Raw genomic sequence first — 22,422 nt, 5'->3', positions numbered from 1 at the left:
GAAAATTAAATTAGATGTACAGCGACACAAATAAAGATTGTTTTAAAATTTTATTTGGGAAGAACTTAAAAAGGCTTAGAAAATCCAAAGGACTAAGTTATAGGAAACTAGCCACTCGCTGCAATATTGATTATAGTGATATTAGTAAAATAGAGAAAGGGGAAAGAAATATTCAATTATCTACCATTCTCGAACTTTCAAAAAGTTTAGAAATTCATCCTAAAGAGTTATTTGATTTTGAACTAGAGAAAGAACAGTAGCTAGAGTAAGAATATATCAAAGGTATATCTAATTTTTTTTCTTTACTTGATATATGTTTTTTTATAACTTTTTTAAAAATTTATAACGCTATCTAATGCTTCGTCTGTATCCTTATGAATAAAATTCGATTGATATGCAATAGTAGTACTAATGGAAGAGTGACGATATAGTTTCTGTAACATTTGTATAGGAATTTTATCTTCTGATATGTTTCCGAAACTATGTCTGGCAATATGCATTGTAACTTTTTTGTCAATACACGCCTTATTGGCCACATTTACCAGATGTTTATTATATTTTTTAGTTGCTGTTTTTGTCTTTGCATAAATATCTTTTGCATCTTCGAGATTTGCCTTTTTCATTTCCGGAAAAATAAAATCATCCTCATTATTTTTATCTTGAATATAATAATCCAAAATAGGTTTTACTTTCTCACTTATTTTAAGTGACAGTAATTTCGAATTTTTATTCATTCTATAATGAAATCTTCCATCATAAATATCACTCCATCTAACTTTTATGACGTCTGCAACCCGAATTCCAGCAAAATAAAAACTAAAAAGCCATACGTTTTTGGCATGCATTTCATTTTTTGACAAATCAATTACAGATTCCAACTTCTTAATTTCTTCTTTAGTCAATCCAATTTTCTCTGTTTCAGGAAATTTTATACGAATCTTATCTGCTCCAAATGGATAAAGTTTTCTATTTACTATCTGCATATTTATGGCTCTGTTAAAGAGGGTTCTTATAACCACCAGATTATTTACTATAGACCTTTCTGACAAAGATTTATTTCTTAAATAAGATGAAAATCCCTTTAAAAACTTTTCATCAATTTCCTGAAAACCAAGCTGTTTAGATTGATAATAATTTAAGACATGCTTAACTCTAGATTTATCAGAGGACAGCCTTGACAATTTATTATCCTTTTCTAATTCTTCTAAATATGCTTCCGCAACTCCAAAAAAAGTAGTATTCTCTATCGTGGAATTAATTTTCTTTTTAATTTGACTAGCAGAAAGATCATTGCTATCAACTTGTAGTTCAAGTAATTTTTTATTAATTTCTAAAAGTTTAGAAAGTAAAAGATTGTTTAATCTGATTGAATTAGGATGTGATTTTCTTACAATTCTATTTTTTTCATCCCAGTACTTTAAACTAATATAGTGACCAATATAAATGTAATTAGATTTTCTATTCTTAGTAATTCTAACAGCAAGAGGATATTTACCCTGTTTGTTTGGTTTTCTCCTTAATGTTATTTTGGCGTTTGAGGTCATTATCTATTTTTTTGAATTATAAAGATATGAAAACTTGGTACAACATAGGTACAACAAATGGTGTTTTTAATTGAAATCAAACGAAATCATTAATTATTAAAATACTGTTAATCAGTTGATAATGAATATATTTACGTTATTTTGATTTAGAAACGATTGGAATTAAAATCCAGTGGACAGTAATGTCCGTATGGGTTCAAGTCCCATCTCGAGTACAAAAAAACCTAGACTTTCGTCTAGGTTTTTTTTATTTTATACAGTTTTATATGTAAAAAATCTTAATAATTACTATTTAACTACTTCTACTCTTTAATCTCAAAACCATTTGCATCGAAATAATTTTTTCGATTAAAATAATCCTAAAGTATAACTTATCTCTCAATATAGTCCTCACTATTGAAAACTAACAAACGTTTGCATTAAGATAAGGGTAATAACATTTTAAACAGATAACAATTTTAATCACAAAACAAAAATAACCCAATAAATCAGTAGTTTACATTAAATAAAATTACTTTACAATTTCATGCAAACGTTTGCGTAATTAAAATATTTAATTATATTTGTGACATAATAGACACCCATAAATTTTAATTCATGAAAAAACTAATTGAAAATCCCCCTTTTAATTTTTACAAAGCGACATTTGTAAAAAAGTCAATTTTTTTCTTCTTTTTACTCCTTTTTTCCATCACAACAGGTTTTTCTCAAAACCAATCTGTTTCAGGAAAAATAACAGATGGAGTTACTGGAGAACCATTAATTGGAGTTAGCATTATTCTCAAAGGCTCTATCAGAGGTGTATCTTCTGACTTAGACGGAAAGTATAATTTTGACAACATTTCCACAAATGACATTTTAGTATTTTCCTATGTTGGCTATGGAGAGAAAGAAGTAAAAATTGGTAATGAAAAAATTGTAAACATTACTTTAAATGCTCTAACAGACCAACTAGACGAAGTGATTATTGTTGGTTATGGTGTTAAAAAGAAAATAAACGTTACAGGATCAGTGATTTCTGTAAAAAGCGAAGACATTGACAAGTCAAGCTTACAGGATCCAATATCTGTTCTACAAGGAAGAGCTGCAGGGGTTCAAGTAATCTCAAATTCAGGAGCTCCAGGTGGTGGAATGTCAATTAAAATAAGAGGTAATTCCTCATTAAATTCTGGTAACTCCCCATTATATGTAGTTGATGGTGTTCCCATTGAATCGAACATGCTTTCTTCATTAAATGGTACAGAAAACTTCGGACTTAACCCTTTAGCAGACATAAACCCTGGTGATATTGAGTCTATTGAAATATTAAAAGACGCAGCGTCTACCGCTATATACGGCTCACGTGCTGCAAATGGAGTAATATTAATTACTACCAAAAGAGGTTCTTCAGGTAAAGCACAAATAGATGTTAATATCAACACTGGAGTTAGTGAAATATCTAGAACTCTAAGTGTATTGAATGCAACACAATATAGACAGGTGATTCTTGATGCATACAATAATATGGAAAACCCTACTACACCCAACGGGATTATTCTGGATTCTTTAAATCCGAAAAACAATGGTGATGTTGATTGGCAGAAAGAATTATTAAGAACAGCACCTCAGTACAAAGTTAATCTTGCAGTGCGAGGTGGATCTGATGATATTAAATATGCTTGGAGTACTTCTTTTCTAAATCAAGATGGTGTTATTTTAAATTCGAATTACAAAAGAGTAACTTCTAGATTAAATGTTGATTATAAAGTTTCTGAAAAATTAACTTTTGGACAAAGCATTTCTTATACACATGGTTTAAACAATAGAATAAATGCGGGCGGTACTAATAACCTAAGTGTAATTCGCGAATTATTAGTAAGACCACCAATTTTTGCTATGTATTTACCTGACGGTTCTTATAACGGTTATCAATTTGGTAGGAGAAACCCTGTAGGATTGGCAGAATTAGCTACACATACGAACCAGAGTAATAGAATTATTGGAAGTCAATATTTTGAATACGAAATAGTAGATGGTTTAAAATTGAGGAGTAACCTTAATTTAGATAACATCTCAATGAAAGAAGATGAGTTTATCCCTTCTACACTAGATTATAGAGCTGGCTACAATAGTGGTTCTGTTCGTGCTATCAATAATTTAACTTGGGGTAATGAAACATATTTGAGTTTCAATAAAACGGTAAAGGAAGACCATAATATATCTGCACTTGCAGGTATGAGTTTTCAGAAATGGAAATACGAAAGAGTTGGTTTAGACGGTATGTTCTTTGCCAGTGATAACATCACCACGTTGAATGGTGCGGGTACAATTTCTAATCAAGATGTAAATATTGTAACTGAACACTCCATGTTATCTTATTTTGGAAGACTTTCTTATGACTACAAAGGCAAATACTTATTTGAAGCTAATTTAAGAACTGATGGATCTTCGCGATTTGGTAAGGATAAACGTTTCGGCTATTTTCCTTCTGCTTCTTTTGGATGGCGTTTCTCAGATGAGCCATTGTTCGAAAATTTAGATATTGTAAATGATGCTAAATTAAGATTCAGTATTGGTCAGACAGGTAATGAGGCTATTGGTAATTACACTTCTCAAGGTGAATTTATAGTAGGTTCAAATTATTTAGATAATTCAGGTGCTTCACCATCAGTAATGCCTAATTCAGGATTATCATGGGAAACAACAACACAATACAATGCAGGTTTAGACATTGCCCTTTTGCAAAATAGAATCACGCTTAACGCTGATGTTTACTTGAAAATTACTGATGATTTACTTTATAATGTGCCTATCCCAAGAACAACTGGTTTTGCATATGTAACTCAAAACATTGGTAGTATTGAGAATAAAGGAATTGAATTGTCTATAACTTCTAGAAACCTTGTTGGTGATTTTAAATGGGACACTAACTTCAACATCAGTTCTAATAAAAATCAAATAACAGATTTACCAGATGACCTATTAACTAATGGTTTTATACAAAATGGTAATTTTCACATCTTAAAAGAAGGTTTACCAATTGGCACATTTTATGGTTATAAGTTTAACGGTGTTTATTCTAGAGATGAAGACAATGTTAATGGCGTTACCAATGGTGCTCTTGGTCAAATTTATAAAGGAGGTGACCCTATTTGGGATGACGTTAATGGTGATGATATTATAAATGAAGATGACCAACAAATTATTGGAGATGCTACACCAGATTTCTTTGGTGGGATAACGAATAACTTTTCTTACAAAGGTTTAAGCTTAGGAGTCTTTTTCCAATTTTCTTACGGTAATGACATTTACAGTGAAATCAATCACCAAAGAAATTCAGTTGTTAGATACAACAACTTATCAACTGACGCTTTAGACCGTTGGAGAAACCAAGGAGATGTTACTGATTTCCCTAAACCTGTATTAGACGACCCTTTACGATCAGACAGTAGAGTTCAAAGTCGTTGGGTTGAAGATGGGTCTTATATAAAACTTAAAAATGTTAATCTAAGTTATAACATACCTAATAATGTAGTAACAAAATTAGGCTTAAGAAAACTGGAAGTATATGCTTCAGCTCTTAACTTAATTACTTGGACACGTTATACGGGATTTGACCCTGATGTTAATTCGTATAGCGGATTAAGAGAAGGTATTGATGAAGGATCATATCCTCAGAGTCGTACTATAATGTTAGGTTTGAATATTGGATTTTAAAAATAAAAAAACATGAAAAATTTTAAGAAAATAATTACAGGATTAATTGTGTTACTTACACTATCTTGTTCAGATGATATTTTAGATAACGACCCCATTAGTAGTTTTTCTGCTCAAGGTTTCTATCAGACATCAGCCGATGCTCAAGCAGGAGTATATGGTATTTACGATGCCCTTCAGTCTACATTTCGTACTAACTTTTCTCATTGGGGAGAAGGAAGAGCTGATGCGGTTAATACAAATCATTCAGGTGACCCATTAGCGTTGCAGCAAAACACTTTGAGCAAAGCAATAACATCGGCCAGATGGAATAATATTTATGAAACCATAAGTCGTGCCAATTATGCTATAAAATACATTCCAGAAGTTTTTGAAACAGAAAGTGAATTTAGCCTTCAATTAATCGCTCAAGCAAGAGCATTAAGAGCGTTGTCTTATTTTTATGCTGTTAAAATTTGGGGAGATGTTCCGTTAGTTACTGAACCTTATGAAAGTGTTGATCAGGAATTTTTTATTGACAAAACAAATAAGGAAGAAATATTAGATCAAGTAATAACCGATTTAATTTTTGCTTCTGAATATTGTAGAGAAACTTTCTCTGGAGACAATACAAGAATTCTATTTACTCAAGGTGCAGCAAACGCATTATTAACACATGTTTATATGTGGAGAAAGGATTATGAAAATGCAATTGTAAGTGCTGAAAAAGTACTAGATAATAACTTATATTCATTAGTTTCAATGAGTGACTGGTCTAAAATTTTTACATCAGGCTATTCTAACGAGAGTATTTTTGAAATCGGTTATGACGATACGCAAACAAGTGGTCTTAGAACACTTTACGCTGTAGGTTCTGATAGTGATTATTTTCCAAGTGAGTCATTTAGAAACTCATTTGAAGATGGTGACCAAAGAAAAAACTTAATCTACGATACATCAAATTCTGACCCTAGAAAAATATGGAAATTTTTTGGCGAAGGATTTAATGATGAAAGTCCTGAACCTTCTGCTAACAACATCGTGTTATTACGATTAGCTGATATCATACTGTTAAAGGCAGAAGCTCATAATCAACTTAATGAAGTAGATGAAGCATTGCGTTTACTAAACCTAATTCGTAATAGAGCTGGTGTACCTCAATTGAATGAAACCGAAGCTGTAAATCTATATGGAGATATGGCGGCTACAATTCTACATGAAAGATCAATTGAATTGTCTTTTGAAGGACATCGTTGGTTTGACTTAGTTAGAACTGGAAACGCAATAAACGTTATGAACCCAATAAATGGGTTAATTGATGAAGCTAATTTTGTATGGCCTCTACATGAAGACGCTTTGAATAAAAATCCTAAACTTGAACAAAATCAATTTTATAATTAAAATTATTTTAAAATTTTAAATCCAAAAAAATGAAAAACAATAAAATAATTGGACGGCCTTACATCGGAGTTTTTGTTATAATGATTGTAACTCTTTTTTACAATTGTGAAATACAAGATAACTTTTCATATGATCATTCAAACTCTAATGCTGAATTAGGCATTACAGCATGGGAGTATATACAAAACAATGACTCCTTAAATTTGTTAGAAGAAGCTATTACGCTAACAAATACTCAAAGTTTCTATGAAAGCGGTTCAGATAAGACTTTTATAGCACCAACTAATGAAGCATTTACAAATTATTTGCAAGACAACTCGTACCTAAGTTTATCTGAAGTACCTGTACCTATTTTACGTAATGCTCTTAAATACCATATCGTAAATTCTTTTGTTTCTTTTGATGATCCTGATTTAATGGAGCGAAATAACCCGTTACCATACACTACTGAAAATGGTCAAATAATTTACTTATCACATAATAGTGGTTTTACAGGAATTGTAAATGAAGGAACTAGTAAACAATGGAATATCATAACTTCCAATTTAAAATCAACAACTGGGGTGATACACGTATTACCTTCGATTGTTTATTTTTCTGCTCTTACAACAGGTAACGACGATCCTGACCCATCTATTACTATGGATACCATTTTTCCAATACACGATACGTATATTAATGGTGGTAGCCAATCTGGAAGAAATTTTGGTACCGATGCTCTTATTAAGGTTAAGAATGTTTCAGATAATGGTCTTTACGATAGAAAAGGATATTTAATGTTTGACTTGAGTGAGTTAAGTGATGAAGGTGTTATTATTGACTTTAAGTTAGAGTTACCAATTAAGTTTACCCATGGAAAGGAAGTTGACTTTAATGTTTACGAAGTACAAGATACTTTATGGAGTGAAGTTGGTTTAACCTTTGACAATGCAACTTTTCCTACTGAAGCCCCTATTGCAACTATAACAACTTCAAAATTAAGCTCATTTGAATTTGATCTTATTGATTATTTAAAAAGTTTAACTAATAAAGGTAGAGTTTCATTTATGCTCGACGGTGAACTTGGAAGTAATGAAACAGACGAATTTTATTCTAAGGAAAACACCTTAGGCTTTAATCCTCCAATGCTAATTGCCAGACTTTCATCAAAAACTAGTGTTCTTACTATAGAAACCAATACTGGTTTTTCAGTAGACAGTGGAGAAACTTTTGCTTTTGACAACAACGTTTTAGAGGTAATTGGTGCTGCTCCTGAAGACTTAACCTTTACCATTGAAGAGGCTCCAGAATATGGATGGCTAGTAAGAGGTGCCAGCATATTAAAAACGGGTGACACTTTTACACAAGAAGATATAGATGTGATGAATCTTATTTTTATAAGTAATGGCTCAGGATCTTCAGATAAAATTGTTGTATCAGCTGCGGATAAAGTAGGTGCTACTATAGATAATTTTAATATTGATATAACTATCCAATAGGGAAATATAATATGAGCATACCCATGAAATCAACCCTTACTTATCTTAGTTTTTTATTACTATTCCCATTGTTTATGATGAACTCTTGCAGTGCGTCTAATGGTGATAAAGACGAAGAAACACCTGTTGTAACAACGAGAATAATAACATTTTCAGGTTATGAATGGGTAGTAAGAACTACCAAGGATGATAAACAAGGTCCTGGACCTAATTTTTTTTCAGACTCTGAAGAAAATGTATGGGTAGATAATGATGGAAAACTCCATCTCAAAGTTGTACAAAGAGATGGTATATGGTATTGTGCGGGTATAACATTACGTCAAACACAAGGACATAAAAAATATGTTTTCTATCTATCAAGTAGCGTTGATCAATTGGATGAAAATGTTGTTGCTGGATTGTTCACTTATAAGAATGACGAAGAAGAAATTGATATCGAATTTTCTAGATGGTCAGATACTGAGAATCAGAACTCACAATTTGCAATTCAACCGTCTTATGTAGCAGGAAATAAAACACGCTATGATATGAATTTAGACAGTAATTTATCTACACATTTCTTTGATTGGCAAGCTGATAAAATTGACTTTGGTAGTTATGAAGGGCATACGTTAGAACCAGAAACCAGTGCTATTATTAACACATGGACGTATACTGGCGAAGATATACCTCCGCTTAATGACGAGCGTTTAAAAATAAACCTATGGTTGTTTAGAGGTAATGGACCAACGGATAACAAAGCCGCTGAAATGATCATTGACCGTGTTGAAATATTATAAAGTATAAAAATAGTTGAGTTAGTAATTAAGGATTGAAACTCTTGTTGATTATATATTTTTTAATTAACAGAGTTTCTTTTAACCGAAACACTTAAAAGTAAATGAATAAGATAATGTCTGACCACAACCAAGATATTAATGTCTTTCCTAATAAAACAGCAACAGGTGTTGCTGCAGGTAAAGCCATAGAAACATGTATTGTAAAATTGCAAAGTACACAAAACAGTGTACGTATAATATTTGCTGCAGCTCCCTCACAAGATTCAATGCTAGCATATTTAACCAATTCAAATTTAATTGATTGGAATAAAGTATCAGCATTTAATATGGATGAGTATATTGGCTTAGAACCTGACTCACCAGCATTATTTTCTTCATATCTCAACAAGAATTTATTTTCAAAAATAAAGGTCAAAAACAAAAACACAATCAATGTTCATAATGGTATTTCTAAAGAGCTAAAGAGATATACAGATTTAATTTTAGAGGCCCCAATAGATATTGTATGTTTAGGAATTGGAGAGAATGGACATATTGCCTTTAATGATCCACCGGTAGCTGATTTTGATGATTCAGAAACAATAAAAGTGGTTCAATTAGACCATGCGTGTCGTGTACAACAGGTAAATGATGGCTGCTTTGATACTATACAAAGTGTGCCTAAAAAAGCAATTACCTTAACAATTCCAACACTTTTAACAGGTAGGTATTTGTTTTGTGTTGTTAATGGTGTAAATAAAAGTAACGCTGTAAAAGATACGTTGACTGGACCAATTTCAACTTCATGTCCTGCCTCTATTCTTACAACACATGCTAATTGTAAATTTTATTTTGATAAAGAAGCGTATCAAGAAACGTTGAACCTTCAAAAAGTCTAGTTAAAATTACTATCTCAAAGTAATATTTTAAAATAAATCAGTAAATTAAAACCCGCTATGAATTTTTCTATTTTTCAAAAAACGAACAAGATGAATTTTAAATATTTTTACACTTTTTTATTACTGATATGCTTTGTTGCCCTTGGATCTTCTCAGCTACTTGCACAAAAACAAATACAAACAGAAACAGAAAATTTCAAAGTTAAAGGGTTTCATTTAGATTTACGTATACAAGTAATGACTCCTAAGGCTTTAATGGAATTTGCCGATGAGCTTTCTGAGTTAGGTATGAATACATTGGTATTAGAATGGGAAGGTACTTACCCTTTTGAAAAACATGCAACTATCTCAAATAAATACTCATATACGAGAGCTGAAGTAAAAAGTTTTATTTCACATTGTGAAAATTTAGGAATTAGAGTTATTCCATTGCAACAAACTTTGGGCCATGTAGAATATATTTTACGTAATCCGAGATATAGTATTTTAAAGGAAGACCGAAAAGATATTTCTCAGTTATGCCCGATGGAAATTTCTAATAATAAAGCCTTATTTACCGACTTATTTACTGATTTAGCAAACATGCATAATTCAGATTATATACATATTGGTGGTGATGAAACCTATTTATTGGGTCATTGTGAAAAATGTAAAAAGAAAGTTGCAGAAGAAGGTAAATCAAAATTGTTTGTTGATCATATGAAAATGATAGCAGACATTGTGATCTCATTAGGTAAGAAACCGGTGATGTGGGCAGATATTATTTTAAAATATCCTGAAGCGGCTGCAGATTTACCGAAAGAAACTATTTTTGTGGATTGGAATTATGGTTGGAAAATTAATCATTTTGGAGATATTCCGAACCTTCAAAAATTAGGTTTTACCTTTTGGGGATCACCTGCAATACGATCTCATCCAGACAATTGGTTTATTACCGATTGGGCTACCCATTTTAAAAATCAAAAGGAATTTATTCCCTATGCTAGAAAAGCGAACTATGAAGGTATCATTATGACTTCTTGGTCTACATCTGGAGTATACGGTTTTACATGGGATGTCAACTATGACGTTGTTGACATGGTTCAAATTAGAAACACCTATCCCCTCTCTGGATTCAATATTTTAATTCAAAGTTATACCGAAGCACTTGAATCAAAAGATGCTATTGATCCACAAGCCTTTGTTTTAAAATATGCAAAAAAACAGTTTGGTTTAAAAAAACCAGATGCTCAAAAATTATCTGAATTTATATTTTTTCCAAAAGAGTTAATCACAAATGGAAAACCGGATAAAAGTTCAAGTATTGCCGTAATGAAAAATGATTACGGAAAAGTTAGGGACCAATTAATCCTAATAAATCCTAAGAAAAACAAAGAGGAATTTGAACATTATAAATTAATGGCAGATTTAAGAATGCATTACTTAAATTTTAAGGAAGTAGAATCTGCATATAACGCTGTTAATTTCGTCAGATCACAAACCCCCGAACTACTTGAAGCCTTAAATAAAATACTAGAAAATGCAAAAGGGTTAGACAATAGATTTCTTGCTCTGAACAAAGGTTTTCTTTATGATTCAGAAATAAAAGAGCAAAACTTTTTACGAACGCAACAAATGCATGCCTTACATGATCGATTAGCGAAACTAAAATAGAAACTATATGTAACTAAGCATCTGACAATTGGGTAGATTCCCTAACAATTAAATTTGTTCTTAAAGTAATAGACTCTGAATTTATAAATTCATCCTTATCTTCAATATGACGAATTAATAATTTTGCAGAAGACTCTCCCATTTGAAAAGCACAATCGTTAATGGTTGTTAAATTAGGTTCAATAATTTTAGAAATAGGATAGTTACTAAACCCAACAATGGCAACGTCTTGAGGAATTCTTATACCGTGTTTTCTGAAAATTTGAATAACGCTAACCGCAGTATAGTCGTTTGCACAAAAAACACCATCTGGTAATTCTGAAAATTCTAAATACTTTTTAGCACAAATTACACCTTCTTCATAACCCAAATGTTTTGTATACAATATTAAATCTTGGTTTATGGGTAGTTTATATTTTTGAAGTGCTGCTTTGAATCCTTCTAAACGGGCTTTAAATATATCTGTTTTTTGACTTCCAGCAATATGCCCTATTCTTTTACAGCCTTTTTTAATAAGATGTTCTGTTGCCGTAAAAGCAGATTCGAAATCGTTGATTACTATTTTATTTGCATCAAAATCTGTTGGTACTCTATCGTAAAAAACCATAGGTACTCCTAGTTTATCAAATTTCTTAAAATGATCACACTTTTCAGTTTCAATACTTAAACAGATAATAATACCATCTACCATTCTATTCTGTAATATCTTGGCGATTTCCTTTTCCCGTTTAAGTGAATCTTTTGATTGAAAAATAGTAACGTTATACCCGTTTTTATATGCAAAATCTTCAATTCCACTTATAACTAATGAATGAAAATGAATATCAATTCTAGGTACTATTATACCTATAGATTTGGTTTTTTTTGTTCTAAAACTTGAAGCTATAGAATTGGGAATAAAACCCAGTTCTTCTGCCTTTCGTTGCACCTTTTTTTTGGTAGCATCACTAATAGCGGGATGGTTATCTAATGCTCTTGAAATTGTCGATGCAGATAAATTTAAATCTTTAGCTAAGTCCTTTAATGTAATTCTCCTATTCTTCATAATAAAACATACAAACGTTTGCATTTTACTGATTCATATCTCATGAAAATCATAACACTCAAAAGATTCAAAACCGCATTGAAAAGCTCAATAAAATGTTCGCTTATGCAAGCTAAGAAAAAATATAAACAAAAACTCCAATAAAAGAAAATTAGTTATGCAAACGTTTGCATAAAAATTAAAATTGTTTTATGTTTGTTGAAAACGAAGATAAAGTTAGTTTTATAATTCAAAATAATTTTACTTAAAAAAAGTAATTCTCTGTAAAAACAATAATTAATTGCATAGAATTACATCACATTATATAATAACATCTTTTAATTAATATACATAAAAAATAGACTTAAATGCAACTACTAGATTGGTTAGTTTTATCATGTTATTTTATAATGCTTATCTCCATTGGCTTGTGGGCATATTCACGAGTAAAAAGCTCTGCTGACTTTTATACTGCAGGCGGTAAACTACCATGGTGGTTGTCTGGTATTTCTCATCATGTTTCTGGTTATAGTGGAGCCGTTTTTGTTGCCTATGCCGGTATTGCCTATACCCACGGATTCACACTATATGTGTGGTGGGCTTTTACAGTTTCCATTGCGACATTGTTGGCTGCATTTTATATTGCACCAAAATGGGCAAGACTTAGAAAATATGCAAACATCCAATCACCTACCGAATATCTCTTAGTGAGATACAATGTACAAACGCAACAACTTATTGCTTGGGTTGGGTCTATTATAAAAGTTTTTGATACTGGTGGTAAGCTAGCAGCTATAGCCGTATTACTAAATGTATTTAGTGGAACTTCCATTTCTTTCGGAATCGTACTGGTTGGTATAGTTTCACTTGTTTATATTACAATTGGAGGGTTATGGGCAGATGTTTGGAACGATTTCGCCCAATTTATTGTGCAACTTCTGGCCGGAATAACCATGTTCGTAATCATTTTAATGAATTTAGACGATGGTGCTTCTAGTATATTTACCATGTGGGATAAACTGCCTGAAGGAAATGCAGATTTCTTTAATGATCCATACACAATAGCTTTTGCTTTTACCATGTTACTCATTAATTTTTTCAGTTATAGTGGTGGTACATGGAATTTAGCGACCAGATTTATATCTTCATCTTCTGCAACTGTAGCTAAAAAAGCAGGTATTTTATCCGCCATCTTATACCTCATTTGGCCTTTAATTCTTCTGTATCCTATGTTTGCGGCTCCTCTATTTTTTGACAATTTAGAAGACCCTACTTTATCATACGGCCTAATGGCACTGAAATTTTTACCGGCCGGTTTATTAGGTCTTGTCCTTGCTTCAATGTTCGCAAATACACTCTCAATGACGTCGTCAGATTCTAATACTATATCTTCGGTTATTTGTAGAGATATTTTACCTAAATTGTTTCCTAAATTCCGAAACCTTTCTAAAAGTAGGGAGTTAAGATTAGCAAGAATAACTACCTTTTGTTTTACATTAATTACAATTATTGTAGGATTAAATGCAAGTAAATTTGGAGGTGTTTTCGGATTAATAGTTACTTGGTTTGCGGCTTTATTAGGACCAATGTCTGTTCCAATGATTCTTGGGCTTCTACCTATGTTTCAAAAAAGTGGCAGTAAAGCGGCTATCGGTTCCATAATTGGTGGTTTAGCAGTTTTTGCTTTATTAAAAGTTGTCGAACAAAAATCACTTGCTCTTGAGTTGGGTGCCCCTATTTTGGCTTCTTTACTACTTTTTATTGTAATTGGTCTTTTTAATAAAGAAGCTGTGCCGCAAAAAGTAAAGGACTTGCATTCCAACTTAATTAAAGGTTCAAAAAACGGGTAAATTATGACGATTGAAGCATTAGATTATAGAACGAACAAACCTATTAGTGTCCATATAAAAAATGGATATATAGATAATATAACGGCAGGTAATGAGCAATTAGACACATCATATTACATAGCTCCAGGCTTAGTTGATCTACAAATAAATGGCTTTAAAGGAATCGACTTAAATACAATAGGATTAACTATTGCAGATCTTAAAACATTAACGCAAATTCTCCTTGAAAAAGGAATTACCACCTACTACCCTACTGTAATTAGTAATAGTGATATTGCTACGGAATCATTACTGAAAGTTATAGCAAAGGCTTGTGACAGCTTTACGGATGTAAATGCATGTGTTGGTGGTATTCATCTAGAAGGTCCATTTTTATCTATTGAAGATGGTCCTAGAGGTGCACATTCAAAGGAGTTTATAAAGGCTCCTGACTGGGACTTATTTTCTAAATGGCAAAAAGCTTCAGGAAACAGAATTAAAATTATCACATTATCACCAGAATGGCCAGAATCCATTACTTTTATTAAAAAATGTGTAGAAGCTGGAGTTATTGTTTCTATTGGACATACCGCAGCTACTACTCAACAAATAAATGATGCTATTGAGGCTGGTGCAAGCATGTCTACACATTTAGGTAATGCTTCACACGCTATGTTGCCTCGTCATTCAAATTATGTTATGGAACAATTGGCCTCAGACGAACTTTGGTCATCACTAATTGCCGATGGTTTTCATTTACCTGATTCACTTTTGAAAATTTTTATAAAAACAAAACCTAATAAGAGTATATTGGTAAGTGACGCCACATCTTATGCAGATCTTTTACCGGGAACGTATAAGGCTCATATTGGTGGTGATGTTGAACTCGATTCCAATGGTAGATTGTTTATGAAAAACAGTCCCAAAATGCTTGCAGGTTCAGCTCAATCGTTACTTTGGTGTGTTAATCAATTAATTAAGAAGCAAATTTTACCGTTACATGAAGCTTGGAATATGGCCTCAATAAAACCAACTGAGTCTTTATTTGGTACGTCTACAAATTACTTACAAATAGAACACCCCGCTGATCTTGTTGTTTTTAAAAAAGAAGGTGACACTTTAAAAATTATAAAAACCATTAAATCTGGAAGACTGGTTTTTTCTAATTCTGAAAACAACTAAATATCCTACTTAAAAAACATGAAACCATTAAAACTAAATTTTACTACTGTATTATTACTACTATTTATTGCAACATTAAATGCCCAAATAAATATTATCCCTCGTCCGATGGAAATATCAATTGGAGAAGGAGCATTCATTTTAACGAGTAAAACTAAAATTGTATTTGATAAAGACAGTGAAAATTCAGCACTATTACTATCCTCTATTCTTGAAAAAGGTTTTCATAAAAAACCTAAGCTCAAAGAAAAAGGTAATGGTATTCAATTAATCATAAACCCCGCACTTGAAAAAGAATTGGGTAAGGAAGGCTATCAATTAACCACAACAACTAAAAACATTCAGATTGAAAGTACTACAAATACTGGGTTGTTTTACGGAATTCAATCTTTTAGACAATTATTACCCAGTAACTTTGAAACCGTTAAATTTCAAAATAAAGCTGTTGCAATACCTGTTGCAGTAATAAAAGATAAGCCCCGTTTTCCTTGGAGGGCTTTTATGTTAGATGAGTCACGTCATTTTAAAGGCTCTGACCCTGTAAAAAAATTACTCGATCAAATGGCTCTTATAAAAATGAATGTTTTTCATTGGCATTTAACAGATGATCAGGGCTGGAGAATTGAAATTAAAAAATATCCTAATCTAACCAAAATCGGAAGTCATAGAAATGACACTCAATTAAGCAGAAAAAGCCCAGATAGAGTTGGTGAACCTCATGCTGGTTTTTATACTCAAGAACAAATTAAAGACATTATTAAATATGCTGAAGAACGACATATTAAAATTATACCTGAAATTGAAATGCCGGGACATGCTACCGCAGCTATTGCAGCATATCCTTGGCTTGGAATTTTAGGAACAACAACGGAAGTTTCTGAAGAATTTGGTAAAATGGATGATTCTTTCAATTTAGCAGACCCTAAAGTAAACGAATTCTTGAAAGATGTTTTAACAGAAGTATTTGACCTTTTTCCAAGTAATATCGTCCATATTGGCGGTGATGAAGTGAGGTTTGAAACTTGGGAGAAATCAAAAGACATACAAGATAAAATTAAAAAAGAAGGATTAATATCTCCTGCCGATCTTCAAATATTTTTTACAAACCAAATTTCAAAATTCATTGAAAAAAATGACCATCGTATGATGGGATGGAATGAAATACTCGGTGATAATGTACATGAATGGGATAAAGATAATAACATGGAAGTTAAAGAAAAACTGTCTAAAGCGGCCATTATTCATTTTTGGAAAGGAAGCCTAGAGTTGGTTAATAAAGCAGTTACCAATGGACATGAAGTGGTAAACTCTTTGCATTCGATGACTTATCTTGATTATAATTATAAATCTATACCACTCTCAAAAGCATATTCATTTGACCCAATACCCGAGGGCTTAGATGCGAAATATATTAATAACATATTAGGTTTAGGCTGTCAAATGTGGAGTGAATGGATACCGACTGAAAAACAAATGGAAAATCAAATATATCCTAGAATAGCAGCATATGCTGAAGTAGGTTGGACACAAAAAGCCAATAAAAATTATAAAAACTTTACGCAAGCATTAGTTCAACTTAAAGAAAGATGGCAAGAGTCAGGTATAAATTATCATGAAGGATTAGATTAGTAATTTTCACTAATTAGGGAAACATAATTCTATAAAAATATTTTACTAACACAAGAGAATAACGCTCATACGCTAAACAATTATATATAAATAAGTTCTTGAAATCTAACGAACAGATGATATGCTTCATATTTAAGAATAAAAAAAACCTAGACTTTCGTCTAGGTTTTTTTTATTTAATATTTCTTAAAATGATCTCTAATGATAATTTCTTTATTCAACGTTTATTTGGCTAACTGAACCTCAACTTCTAAGGGGGTATTTATTTGCTTAGCAAAAGTATTAAGATAACTCTCCCACTCTTGTTTCGTTTTAAATTGACCACTTTTTTTCCAACCAAAACCTGAATAATAAACCACTTCATTATTAGTTACTTTAAGTTCTGCATAAGCATTACTTTCATCAATTAAATCTGTATCATATTTTTCGTAACCAAGAAAGGTGTTTTTAGGAGCAACAATAGCAGTACCTATTTCAGAATCACCATGAGGTTCCCAATAACTAACCCAGCCATTATCAGTATTACCCGTAACAACTCCATCTTTTTCATGAAGTGTTAATCCTACTGAAACCGTATCAATACCCTCTAAAGAAACAGTAAATTTTGAAAAATTATTACCTAAATCTAAACTAATAACTTTAGATTCTTTGATCGATTTTCCCGCAGCATTCCACGTAGCAACCTCCAAATAAAAACTGGTTCTAATTGGACCTGTTGTAATAGTACGCCATTTTGTATAATTCTTAGAATAATAATAAGTACTATCAATCTTAGCCGCAATACCACCAACACCGCGACTTACACCTACATGAAAATTATCTAAACCTTCACCAGTATCTACATGATAAGACCCTTCCGTCTCAAGATCTTTCTTATACCATTTATTAATAATTGGATATTCTACTCTTTTTAACCATGCATCTACACCACTAGAAAGCGTACCTCCAGGCACGTTATCTTCAATCATTTTTTGTGCCGTAGGACCGTAAACTCGAAAGGCTACTCTGTCGTTTTCCCAAGCATAATCATCCGTTCTTTCTGGTACAAAGCGAGAATAACAAAGTTCTTCTGCTGTTGGCTTTTCAGCTTCAGTCACTTTTACAATTTCATATGTGTTTTCAGTATTAGCCATTACTTTTGGCTGAAACAACACATCGTCCATAGTACCGTCCCCATCATTATCTACCAATTGCGTAACTTGAAGCTCTCCTGTTTTTACATCTTTAATACCAACAGTAGTAAGATCTTCAACGCCCAATTCTGATTTATTTAATGCAATAGTTTCAATAGACCTGTCAATGTCTAATGTATTTTTTACTACAACACTGGTTACCTTCTCCTTTTCCGAGCAAGATGCAAGCACTACTAAAGACAATGAAAAAATAAATAATCGGATAGTTTTCATAATTAATTGTGATTTTAAATGATATTATTCGTTAGCAGGTTTACCAATAGTCGCTAAAATACCACCATCAACATAAACCACATGCCCATTGACAAAGTCACTTGCTTTTGAACTTAAAAAGATAGCCGTTCCTTGTAAATCTTCAGGATCTCCCCATCTTGCCGCTGGTGTTCTTTTAATAATAAACTCGTTAAACGGATGCCCATCCACTCTAATTGGAGCTGTTTGGCTTGTTGCAAAATATCCCGGACCAATACCATTTGTCTGAATATTAAACTTAGCCCATTCCGTAGCCATACTTTTGGTTAGCATTTTCAATCCTCCTTTGGCGGCTGCATATGCACTAACAGTATCTCTACCTAGCTCACTCATCATAGAACAGATATTAATAATTTTTCCTCCACCCCTTTTTATCATTCCTTTAGCTACATGCTTAGAAACAATAAACGGACCTATTAAATCTACATTAATTACAGCTTCAAAATCTGCAACTTCCATATCAACTATGGGTGTTCTTTTAATAATACCGGCATTGTTTACCAAAATATCTATAGGACCAACTTCAGCTTCTATCTTTGAAATAGCTTCCATAACGGCCGTTTCATTTGTAACATCAAATACATAACCATAGGCATTTAAACCACATGATTTATATTCAGCAACCGCATCTTCTAATGAATCTTTTGAATGATTGTTTACTACAATTGTAGCTCCTGCTTGTCCCAATCCCTTAGCCATTGCCATCCCTAAACCGTGAACGGCACCAGTGACTAAAGCTACTTTCCCTGTTAAATCAAATAAGTTAATTGACATAATGTATTTTTATGATTATTTTAATTCGTTTATTTTACAATGATCCATATCTCCATAATCTAGATTTTCACCAGCCATTCCCCATATAAAAGTATAGCTACTTGTACCTGATCCTGAATGAATAGACCATGGTGGAGAAATTACAGCTTCATTATTGCCAATCCAAATATGTCTTGTTTCTTGAGGTTGCCCCATAAAATGACATACCGCTTGATCTTCTGCAACTTCAAAATAAAAATAAACTTCCATTCTTCTGTCGTGCACATGAGCTGGCATTGTATTCCAAGAACTTCCTGATTTTAAAGTAGTCATTCCCATTTGTAACTGACAAACATCTACTACACTATTTACTATGTATTTTCTTAAAGTACGTGCATTTGCAGTTTCAGGTGCACCTAACTCAATGACTTCAACATCTTTAATGCCTATTTTCTTATTTGGAAATGCTTTGTGTGCAGGCGTTGAATTTAAATAAAACATAGCTGGATTTCCTGCTGATTTACTTGAAAAGATAACCTCCTTATTTCCTTGACCAACATATAGAGCTTCTTTATTATCTAACTCATATACCGTTCCATCAACAGTTACTGTTCCCGCTGCACCAATATTAATAATTCCTAATTCTCTTCTTTCTAGAAAAAAATCAGCTTTTAATGCATCAATAACTTCTAATTTTAACGGAGCTACAGTTGGTACTGCACTTCCTGTAATAAATCTATCATAATGAGAATATACTAACTCTATCTTATCCGCCTGCATTAAATTATCAATTAAAAACTCTTCTCTTAATCTAGTAGTGTCATAAGATTTAACATCTTGCGGTGATGCTGCATACCTAGTTGTGTATTGTGTTTTCATTTTTATATAATTTGATTGTTATGCAAACATACAAAAAATCAATTAAAAATACAATCGATTGTATTTTTAATTATTGTTACATTTGTTATATCTTTAACCGAGAAAGATTAATTCTGGATGAATATAAATAAAGTCACAATACATGATATTGCAAAAGCGTTGGACATTAATAGTTCTACTGTTTCAAGAGCCTTAAATGACAGCCCTAGGGTAACCAAAAAAACAAAGGATAAAATTCTAAAAACAGCCCAAGAAATGGGCTATCAGCGTAATCTATTAGCTTCAAATTTACGTAAAAATGTAACCAACACCATTGGTGTTGTTGTACCTAGAATATCACGTCATTTTTTTTCTTCTGTAATTCAAGGCATTGAGGAAACGGCATACCAGGCTGGATTCAGTGTTATCATTTGTCAATCATTAGAACAATTAGAAAGAGAAAAAAACATCTTAGAAACTTTAGCTGCCAATAGAGTAGACGGCGTATTGATTTCAATTTCAATGGAAACAATGGACTATGAGCATTTAGAAGGTTTAAAAAATAGAGGAATTCCTTTGGTTTTTTTTGATAGACATTGTAATATTCCCGGCACTAACAACGTGCTTATTGATGATTTTAAAGGCGGGTATGATGCCACTCAGCATTTAATTAAAAAAGGATGTAAAAATATTGTACATTTTTCGGGACCTCAAGAACTCGAAATTTACAAGAACCGCTTTAGAGGCTACAAAGAAGCACTTAAGAAAAATGGAATTCCGTTTCGAGATGAATATTTAATTAGCTCTAGATTAATGGAGCAAGATGGTATTGATAATATTAAAAAATTGTTAGATAAAGGTGTTGTTTTTGATGCCATATTTTCTGCAAATGATGTTGCTGCTATTGGAGCCATAAAATGTTTAATTGAGAATGAAATTAAAATACCAGATGACGTAGCTATTGTAGGTTTTAGTAATGAACCTATTTCAACGGTTATCAATCCCACCTTAACAACGATTAACCAACCCGGATTTGAAATGGGAAAAGCAGCAACAGATTTATTAATAAGAAATATAAAAAATGAAACGGGTCTGTTACAAGAGGAAACTTTAATAATGGACTCTAATTTAATAGAACGTCAATCTTCTCAAAAATAATCGCATTTTTACAGTACGAACCTTTATCTATAAAACTTTAATATGATGTTAGTCAAAAAAATAAAAAGCACATTCGAACAATTTGAACATAATGGCGAATTTCAATCTTTTAAAGAATTAGCATCCGGTCACATCAATGATACATATTTAGTGATAACTAAAGATAAACCATATTTTGTTTTACAACGTATTAATCATGGTGTTTTTAAAGATGTTCCAGGCCTTATTGAAAATAAAGTTGCCGTAAGCAATCATATTCAAGAAAAACTAAAAGACCTGTCTTCAAAAAAACGTAAACGTCGTGTGCTTACTTTTGCAAAAACTAAAACTGGCAGCTCTTACCTTAAAGATGATGGAGGTAATTTCTGGAACTTGATGTATTTTATCGATAACAGTGTAACTCATGAAATAGTTACTAATAAAGAAATAGCTTATGAAGGTGGGCGTTTACTAGGAAAATTTCTGACACTCACTAGCGACTTTGATCCTTCAAAATTAGTGGAAGTCATTCCAAAATTTCACGACATGTCCTTTCGCTATGAACAATTTAACGACGCTTTAAAAATAGCTTCATCAGAAAGATTAGAAAAGGCCAAAAAATATATCAAACTTGTTGAAGATTTAAAAGAAGAAATGCATGTTATTCAGAAGCTGAAAGAGTCTGGAGAAATTAAACTTAGAGTAACTCATAACGATACAAAAATATCAAATGCTTTGTTTAATAAAAAAAATAAAGGTTTATGCCTTATTGATACAGATACAGTAATGCCAGGTATTGTACATTATGACTTTGGAGATGCTATTAGAACCATTTGTAATACGGCTGCTGAAGATGAAACTAATTTAGATCTAGTTATGTTTAATCTAGACTATTATAATGCTTATAAAAAAGGCTTTTTAAAACAAATGAAAGCTTCTTTATCTGCAATAGAATTACGATATTTGCCTTTAAGTGCCAAAACTATGATGTTTATAATGGGCTTACGTTTTTTAACAGATTATCTAAATAATGATATCTATTATAAAACGAAATATCCCGAGCATAATTTGGATCGTGCTAAAAATCAATTTAAACTCATTCAAAGTTTTACCGAAAAAACAGAAAATTTATAAAACTAAAATTAATCTCTAAAAAC

At 32.0% G+C, this 22,422-nt stretch carries 17 protein-coding genes; 12 read left to right on the top strand and 5 right to left on the bottom strand.

The genetic code is table 11. The features are described 5' to 3' along the window. The first annotated feature begins 14 nt into the window (after nucleotides 1–14). On the top strand, nucleotides 15–260 hold the full coding sequence (locus tag FF125_RS02070; protein WP_138948228.1) for a helix-turn-helix domain-containing protein: 246 nt from the start codon (nucleotides 15–17) through the stop codon (nucleotides 258–260). Between the two features lie 72 nt (nucleotides 261–332). Here the strand turns inward: FF125_RS02070 and FF125_RS02065 are convergent, their stop codons facing one another. Continuing rightward, nucleotides 333–1,544: a site-specific integrase gene (locus FF125_RS02065; protein ID WP_138948227.1), complete on the bottom strand. Its 1,212-nt coding sequence runs from the start codon at nucleotides 1,542–1,544 to the stop codon at nucleotides 333–335. 597 nt (nucleotides 1,545–2,141) lie between these two features. Between FF125_RS02065 and FF125_RS02060 the strand changes: the two genes are divergently transcribed. The 6 genes from FF125_RS02060 (at nucleotide 2,142) to FF125_RS02035 (ending at nucleotide 11,408) form a co-directional block, all read left to right on the top strand. Further along, nucleotides 2,142–5,240 (top strand): SusC/RagA family TonB-linked outer membrane protein, encoded by a 3,099-nt coding sequence (locus FF125_RS02060; RefSeq protein WP_138948226.1) that lies wholly within the window; start codon nucleotides 2,142–2,144, stop codon nucleotides 5,238–5,240. Nucleotides 5,241–5,252: 12 nt separating this feature from the next. Continuing rightward, nucleotides 5,253–6,620, top strand: a complete 1,368-nt coding sequence (locus FF125_RS02055; protein ID WP_138948225.1) for a RagB/SusD family nutrient uptake outer membrane protein — start codon at nucleotides 5,253–5,255, stop codon at nucleotides 6,618–6,620. Between the two features lie 29 nt (nucleotides 6,621–6,649). Further along, complete coding sequence (locus tag FF125_RS02050; protein ID WP_138948224.1) at nucleotides 6,650–8,098, top strand: CBM96 family carbohydrate-binding protein; 1,449 nt, start codon at nucleotides 6,650–6,652, stop codon at nucleotides 8,096–8,098. A gap of 23 nt (nucleotides 8,099–8,121) precedes the next feature. Continuing rightward, nucleotides 8,122–8,877 (top strand): glycoside hydrolase family 16 protein, encoded by a 756-nt coding sequence (locus FF125_RS02045; protein WP_138948223.1) that lies wholly within the window; start codon nucleotides 8,122–8,124, stop codon nucleotides 8,875–8,877. Nucleotides 8,878–8,978: 101 nt separating this feature from the next. Continuing rightward, on the top strand, nucleotides 8,979–9,755 hold the full coding sequence (locus tag FF125_RS02040) for a glucosamine-6-phosphate deaminase (RefSeq protein WP_250629659.1): 777 nt from the start codon (nucleotides 8,979–8,981) through the stop codon (nucleotides 9,753–9,755). 90 nt (nucleotides 9,756–9,845) lie between these two features. Continuing rightward, nucleotides 9,846–11,408 (top strand): family 20 glycosylhydrolase, encoded by a 1,563-nt coding sequence (locus tag FF125_RS02035; RefSeq protein ID WP_138948222.1) that lies wholly within the window; start codon nucleotides 9,846–9,848, stop codon nucleotides 11,406–11,408. Between the two features lie 13 nt (nucleotides 11,409–11,421). Here FF125_RS02035 and FF125_RS02030 read toward each other — a convergent pair whose 3' ends face one another. Then, nucleotides 11,422–12,453, bottom strand: a complete 1,032-nt coding sequence (locus FF125_RS02030) for a LacI family DNA-binding transcriptional regulator (RefSeq protein WP_138948221.1) — start codon at nucleotides 12,451–12,453, stop codon at nucleotides 11,422–11,424. A gap of 347 nt (nucleotides 12,454–12,800) precedes the next feature. Here FF125_RS02030 and FF125_RS02025 point away from each other — a divergent pair, with 347 nt between their 5' ends. The 3 genes from FF125_RS02025 to FF125_RS02015 are packed head-to-tail and all read left to right on the top strand — an operon-like array spanning nucleotide 12,801 to nucleotide 17,072. Continuing rightward, nucleotides 12,801–14,282: a sodium:solute symporter family protein gene (locus tag FF125_RS02025; protein WP_138948220.1), complete on the top strand. Its 1,482-nt coding sequence runs from the start codon at nucleotides 12,801–12,803 to the stop codon at nucleotides 14,280–14,282. 3 nt (nucleotides 14,283–14,285) lie between these two features. Next, entirely contained in the window at nucleotides 14,286–15,443 is a 1,158-nt protein-coding gene (locus FF125_RS02020) for an N-acetylglucosamine-6-phosphate deacetylase (RefSeq protein ID WP_138948219.1), read from the top strand. A gap of 18 nt (nucleotides 15,444–15,461) precedes the next feature. Continuing rightward, nucleotides 15,462–17,072 (top strand): beta-N-acetylhexosaminidase, encoded by a 1,611-nt coding sequence (locus FF125_RS02015; protein WP_138948218.1) that lies wholly within the window; start codon nucleotides 15,462–15,464, stop codon nucleotides 17,070–17,072. A gap of 224 nt (nucleotides 17,073–17,296) precedes the next feature. Here FF125_RS02015 and FF125_RS02010 read toward each other — a convergent pair whose 3' ends face one another. From FF125_RS02010 to kduI, 3 genes are read right to left on the bottom strand one after another with little or no spacing between them, the layout of a single operon-like run. Next, a complete protein-coding gene (locus FF125_RS02010; protein WP_138948217.1) occupies nucleotides 17,297–18,478 on the bottom strand; it encodes a DUF4861 family protein in 1,182 nt (393 codons plus the stop codon). Nucleotides 18,479–18,502: 24 nt separating this feature from the next. Beyond that, a complete protein-coding gene (locus tag FF125_RS02005; protein ID WP_138948216.1) occupies nucleotides 18,503–19,291 on the bottom strand; it encodes a gluconate 5-dehydrogenase in 789 nt (262 codons plus the stop codon). Between the two features lie 15 nt (nucleotides 19,292–19,306). After that, nucleotides 19,307–20,149, bottom strand: a complete 843-nt coding sequence (gene kduI / locus FF125_RS02000; protein ID WP_138948215.1) for a 5-dehydro-4-deoxy-D-glucuronate isomerase — start codon at nucleotides 20,147–20,149, stop codon at nucleotides 19,307–19,309. Between the two features lie 117 nt (nucleotides 20,150–20,266). Here kduI and FF125_RS01995 point away from each other — a divergent pair, with 117 nt between their 5' ends. Together FF125_RS01995 and FF125_RS01990 are read left to right on the top strand one after the other, a co-directional pair. Next, nucleotides 20,267–21,286: a LacI family DNA-binding transcriptional regulator gene (locus FF125_RS01995; protein WP_138948214.1), complete on the top strand. Its 1,020-nt coding sequence runs from the start codon at nucleotides 20,267–20,269 to the stop codon at nucleotides 21,284–21,286. 42 nt (nucleotides 21,287–21,328) lie between these two features. Next, entirely contained in the window at nucleotides 21,329–22,399 is a 1,071-nt protein-coding gene (locus FF125_RS01990) for a phosphotransferase enzyme family protein (RefSeq protein WP_250629658.1), read from the top strand. Nucleotides 22,400–22,422 lie beyond the last annotated feature (23 nt).

Origin of the sequence: Aureibaculum algae, assembly GCF_006065315.1 — a bacterium.
Classification (GTDB): domain Bacteria; phylum Bacteroidota; class Bacteroidia; order Flavobacteriales; family Flavobacteriaceae; genus Aureibaculum; species Aureibaculum algae.
The sequence above is the reverse complement of the archived record's forward strand: the minus strand, read 5'-3'. Positions and strand labels throughout refer to the sequence as shown.

What these genes read in the sequence shown, in the direction of transcription:
- FF125_RS02045 (WP_138948223.1), top strand. Translation starts at nt 8,122, where the DNA reads ATGAAATCAACCCTTACTTATCTTAGTTTTTTATTACTATTCCCATTG.
- FF125_RS02025 (WP_138948220.1), top strand. Translation starts at nt 12,801, where the DNA reads ATGCAACTACTAGATTGGTTAGTTTTATCATGTTATTTTATAATGCTT.
- FF125_RS02020 (WP_138948219.1), top strand. Translation starts at nt 14,286, where the DNA reads ATGACGATTGAAGCATTAGATTATAGAACGAACAAACCTATTAGTGTC.
- FF125_RS02060 (WP_138948226.1), top strand. Translation starts at nt 2,142, where the DNA reads ATGAAAAAACTAATTGAAAATCCCCCTTTTAATTTTTACAAAGCGACA.
- FF125_RS02065 (WP_138948227.1), bottom strand. Translation starts at nt 1,544, where the DNA reads ATGACCTCAAACGCCAAAATAACATTAAGGAGAAAACCAAACAAACAG.
- FF125_RS02040 (WP_250629659.1), top strand. Translation starts at nt 8,979, where the DNA reads ATGAATAAGATAATGTCTGACCACAACCAAGATATTAATGTCTTTCCT.
- FF125_RS02030 (WP_138948221.1), bottom strand. Translation starts at nt 12,453, where the DNA reads ATGAAGAATAGGAGAATTACATTAAAGGACTTAGCTAAAGATTTAAAT.
- kduI (WP_138948215.1), bottom strand. Translation starts at nt 20,149, where the DNA reads ATGAAAACACAATACACAACTAGGTATGCAGCATCACCGCAAGATGTT.
- FF125_RS02035 (WP_138948222.1), top strand. Translation starts at nt 9,846, where the DNA reads ATGAATTTTAAATATTTTTACACTTTTTTATTACTGATATGCTTTGTT.
- FF125_RS02015 (WP_138948218.1), top strand. Translation starts at nt 15,462, where the DNA reads ATGAAACCATTAAAACTAAATTTTACTACTGTATTATTACTACTATTT.
- FF125_RS02070 (WP_138948228.1), top strand. Translation starts at nt 15, where the DNA reads ATGTACAGCGACACAAATAAAGATTGTTTTAAAATTTTATTTGGGAAG.
- FF125_RS02050 (WP_138948224.1), top strand. Translation starts at nt 6,650, where the DNA reads ATGAAAAACAATAAAATAATTGGACGGCCTTACATCGGAGTTTTTGTT.
- FF125_RS02010 (WP_138948217.1), bottom strand. Translation starts at nt 18,478, where the DNA reads ATGAAAACTATCCGATTATTTATTTTTTCATTGTCTTTAGTAGTGCTT.
- FF125_RS02055 (WP_138948225.1), top strand. Translation starts at nt 5,253, where the DNA reads ATGAAAAATTTTAAGAAAATAATTACAGGATTAATTGTGTTACTTACA.
- FF125_RS02005 (WP_138948216.1), bottom strand. Translation starts at nt 19,291, where the DNA reads ATGTCAATTAACTTATTTGATTTAACAGGGAAAGTAGCTTTAGTCACT.
- FF125_RS01995 (WP_138948214.1), top strand. Translation starts at nt 20,267, where the DNA reads ATGAATATAAATAAAGTCACAATACATGATATTGCAAAAGCGTTGGAC.
- FF125_RS01990 (WP_250629658.1), top strand. Translation starts at nt 21,329, where the DNA reads ATGATGTTAGTCAAAAAAATAAAAAGCACATTCGAACAATTTGAACAT.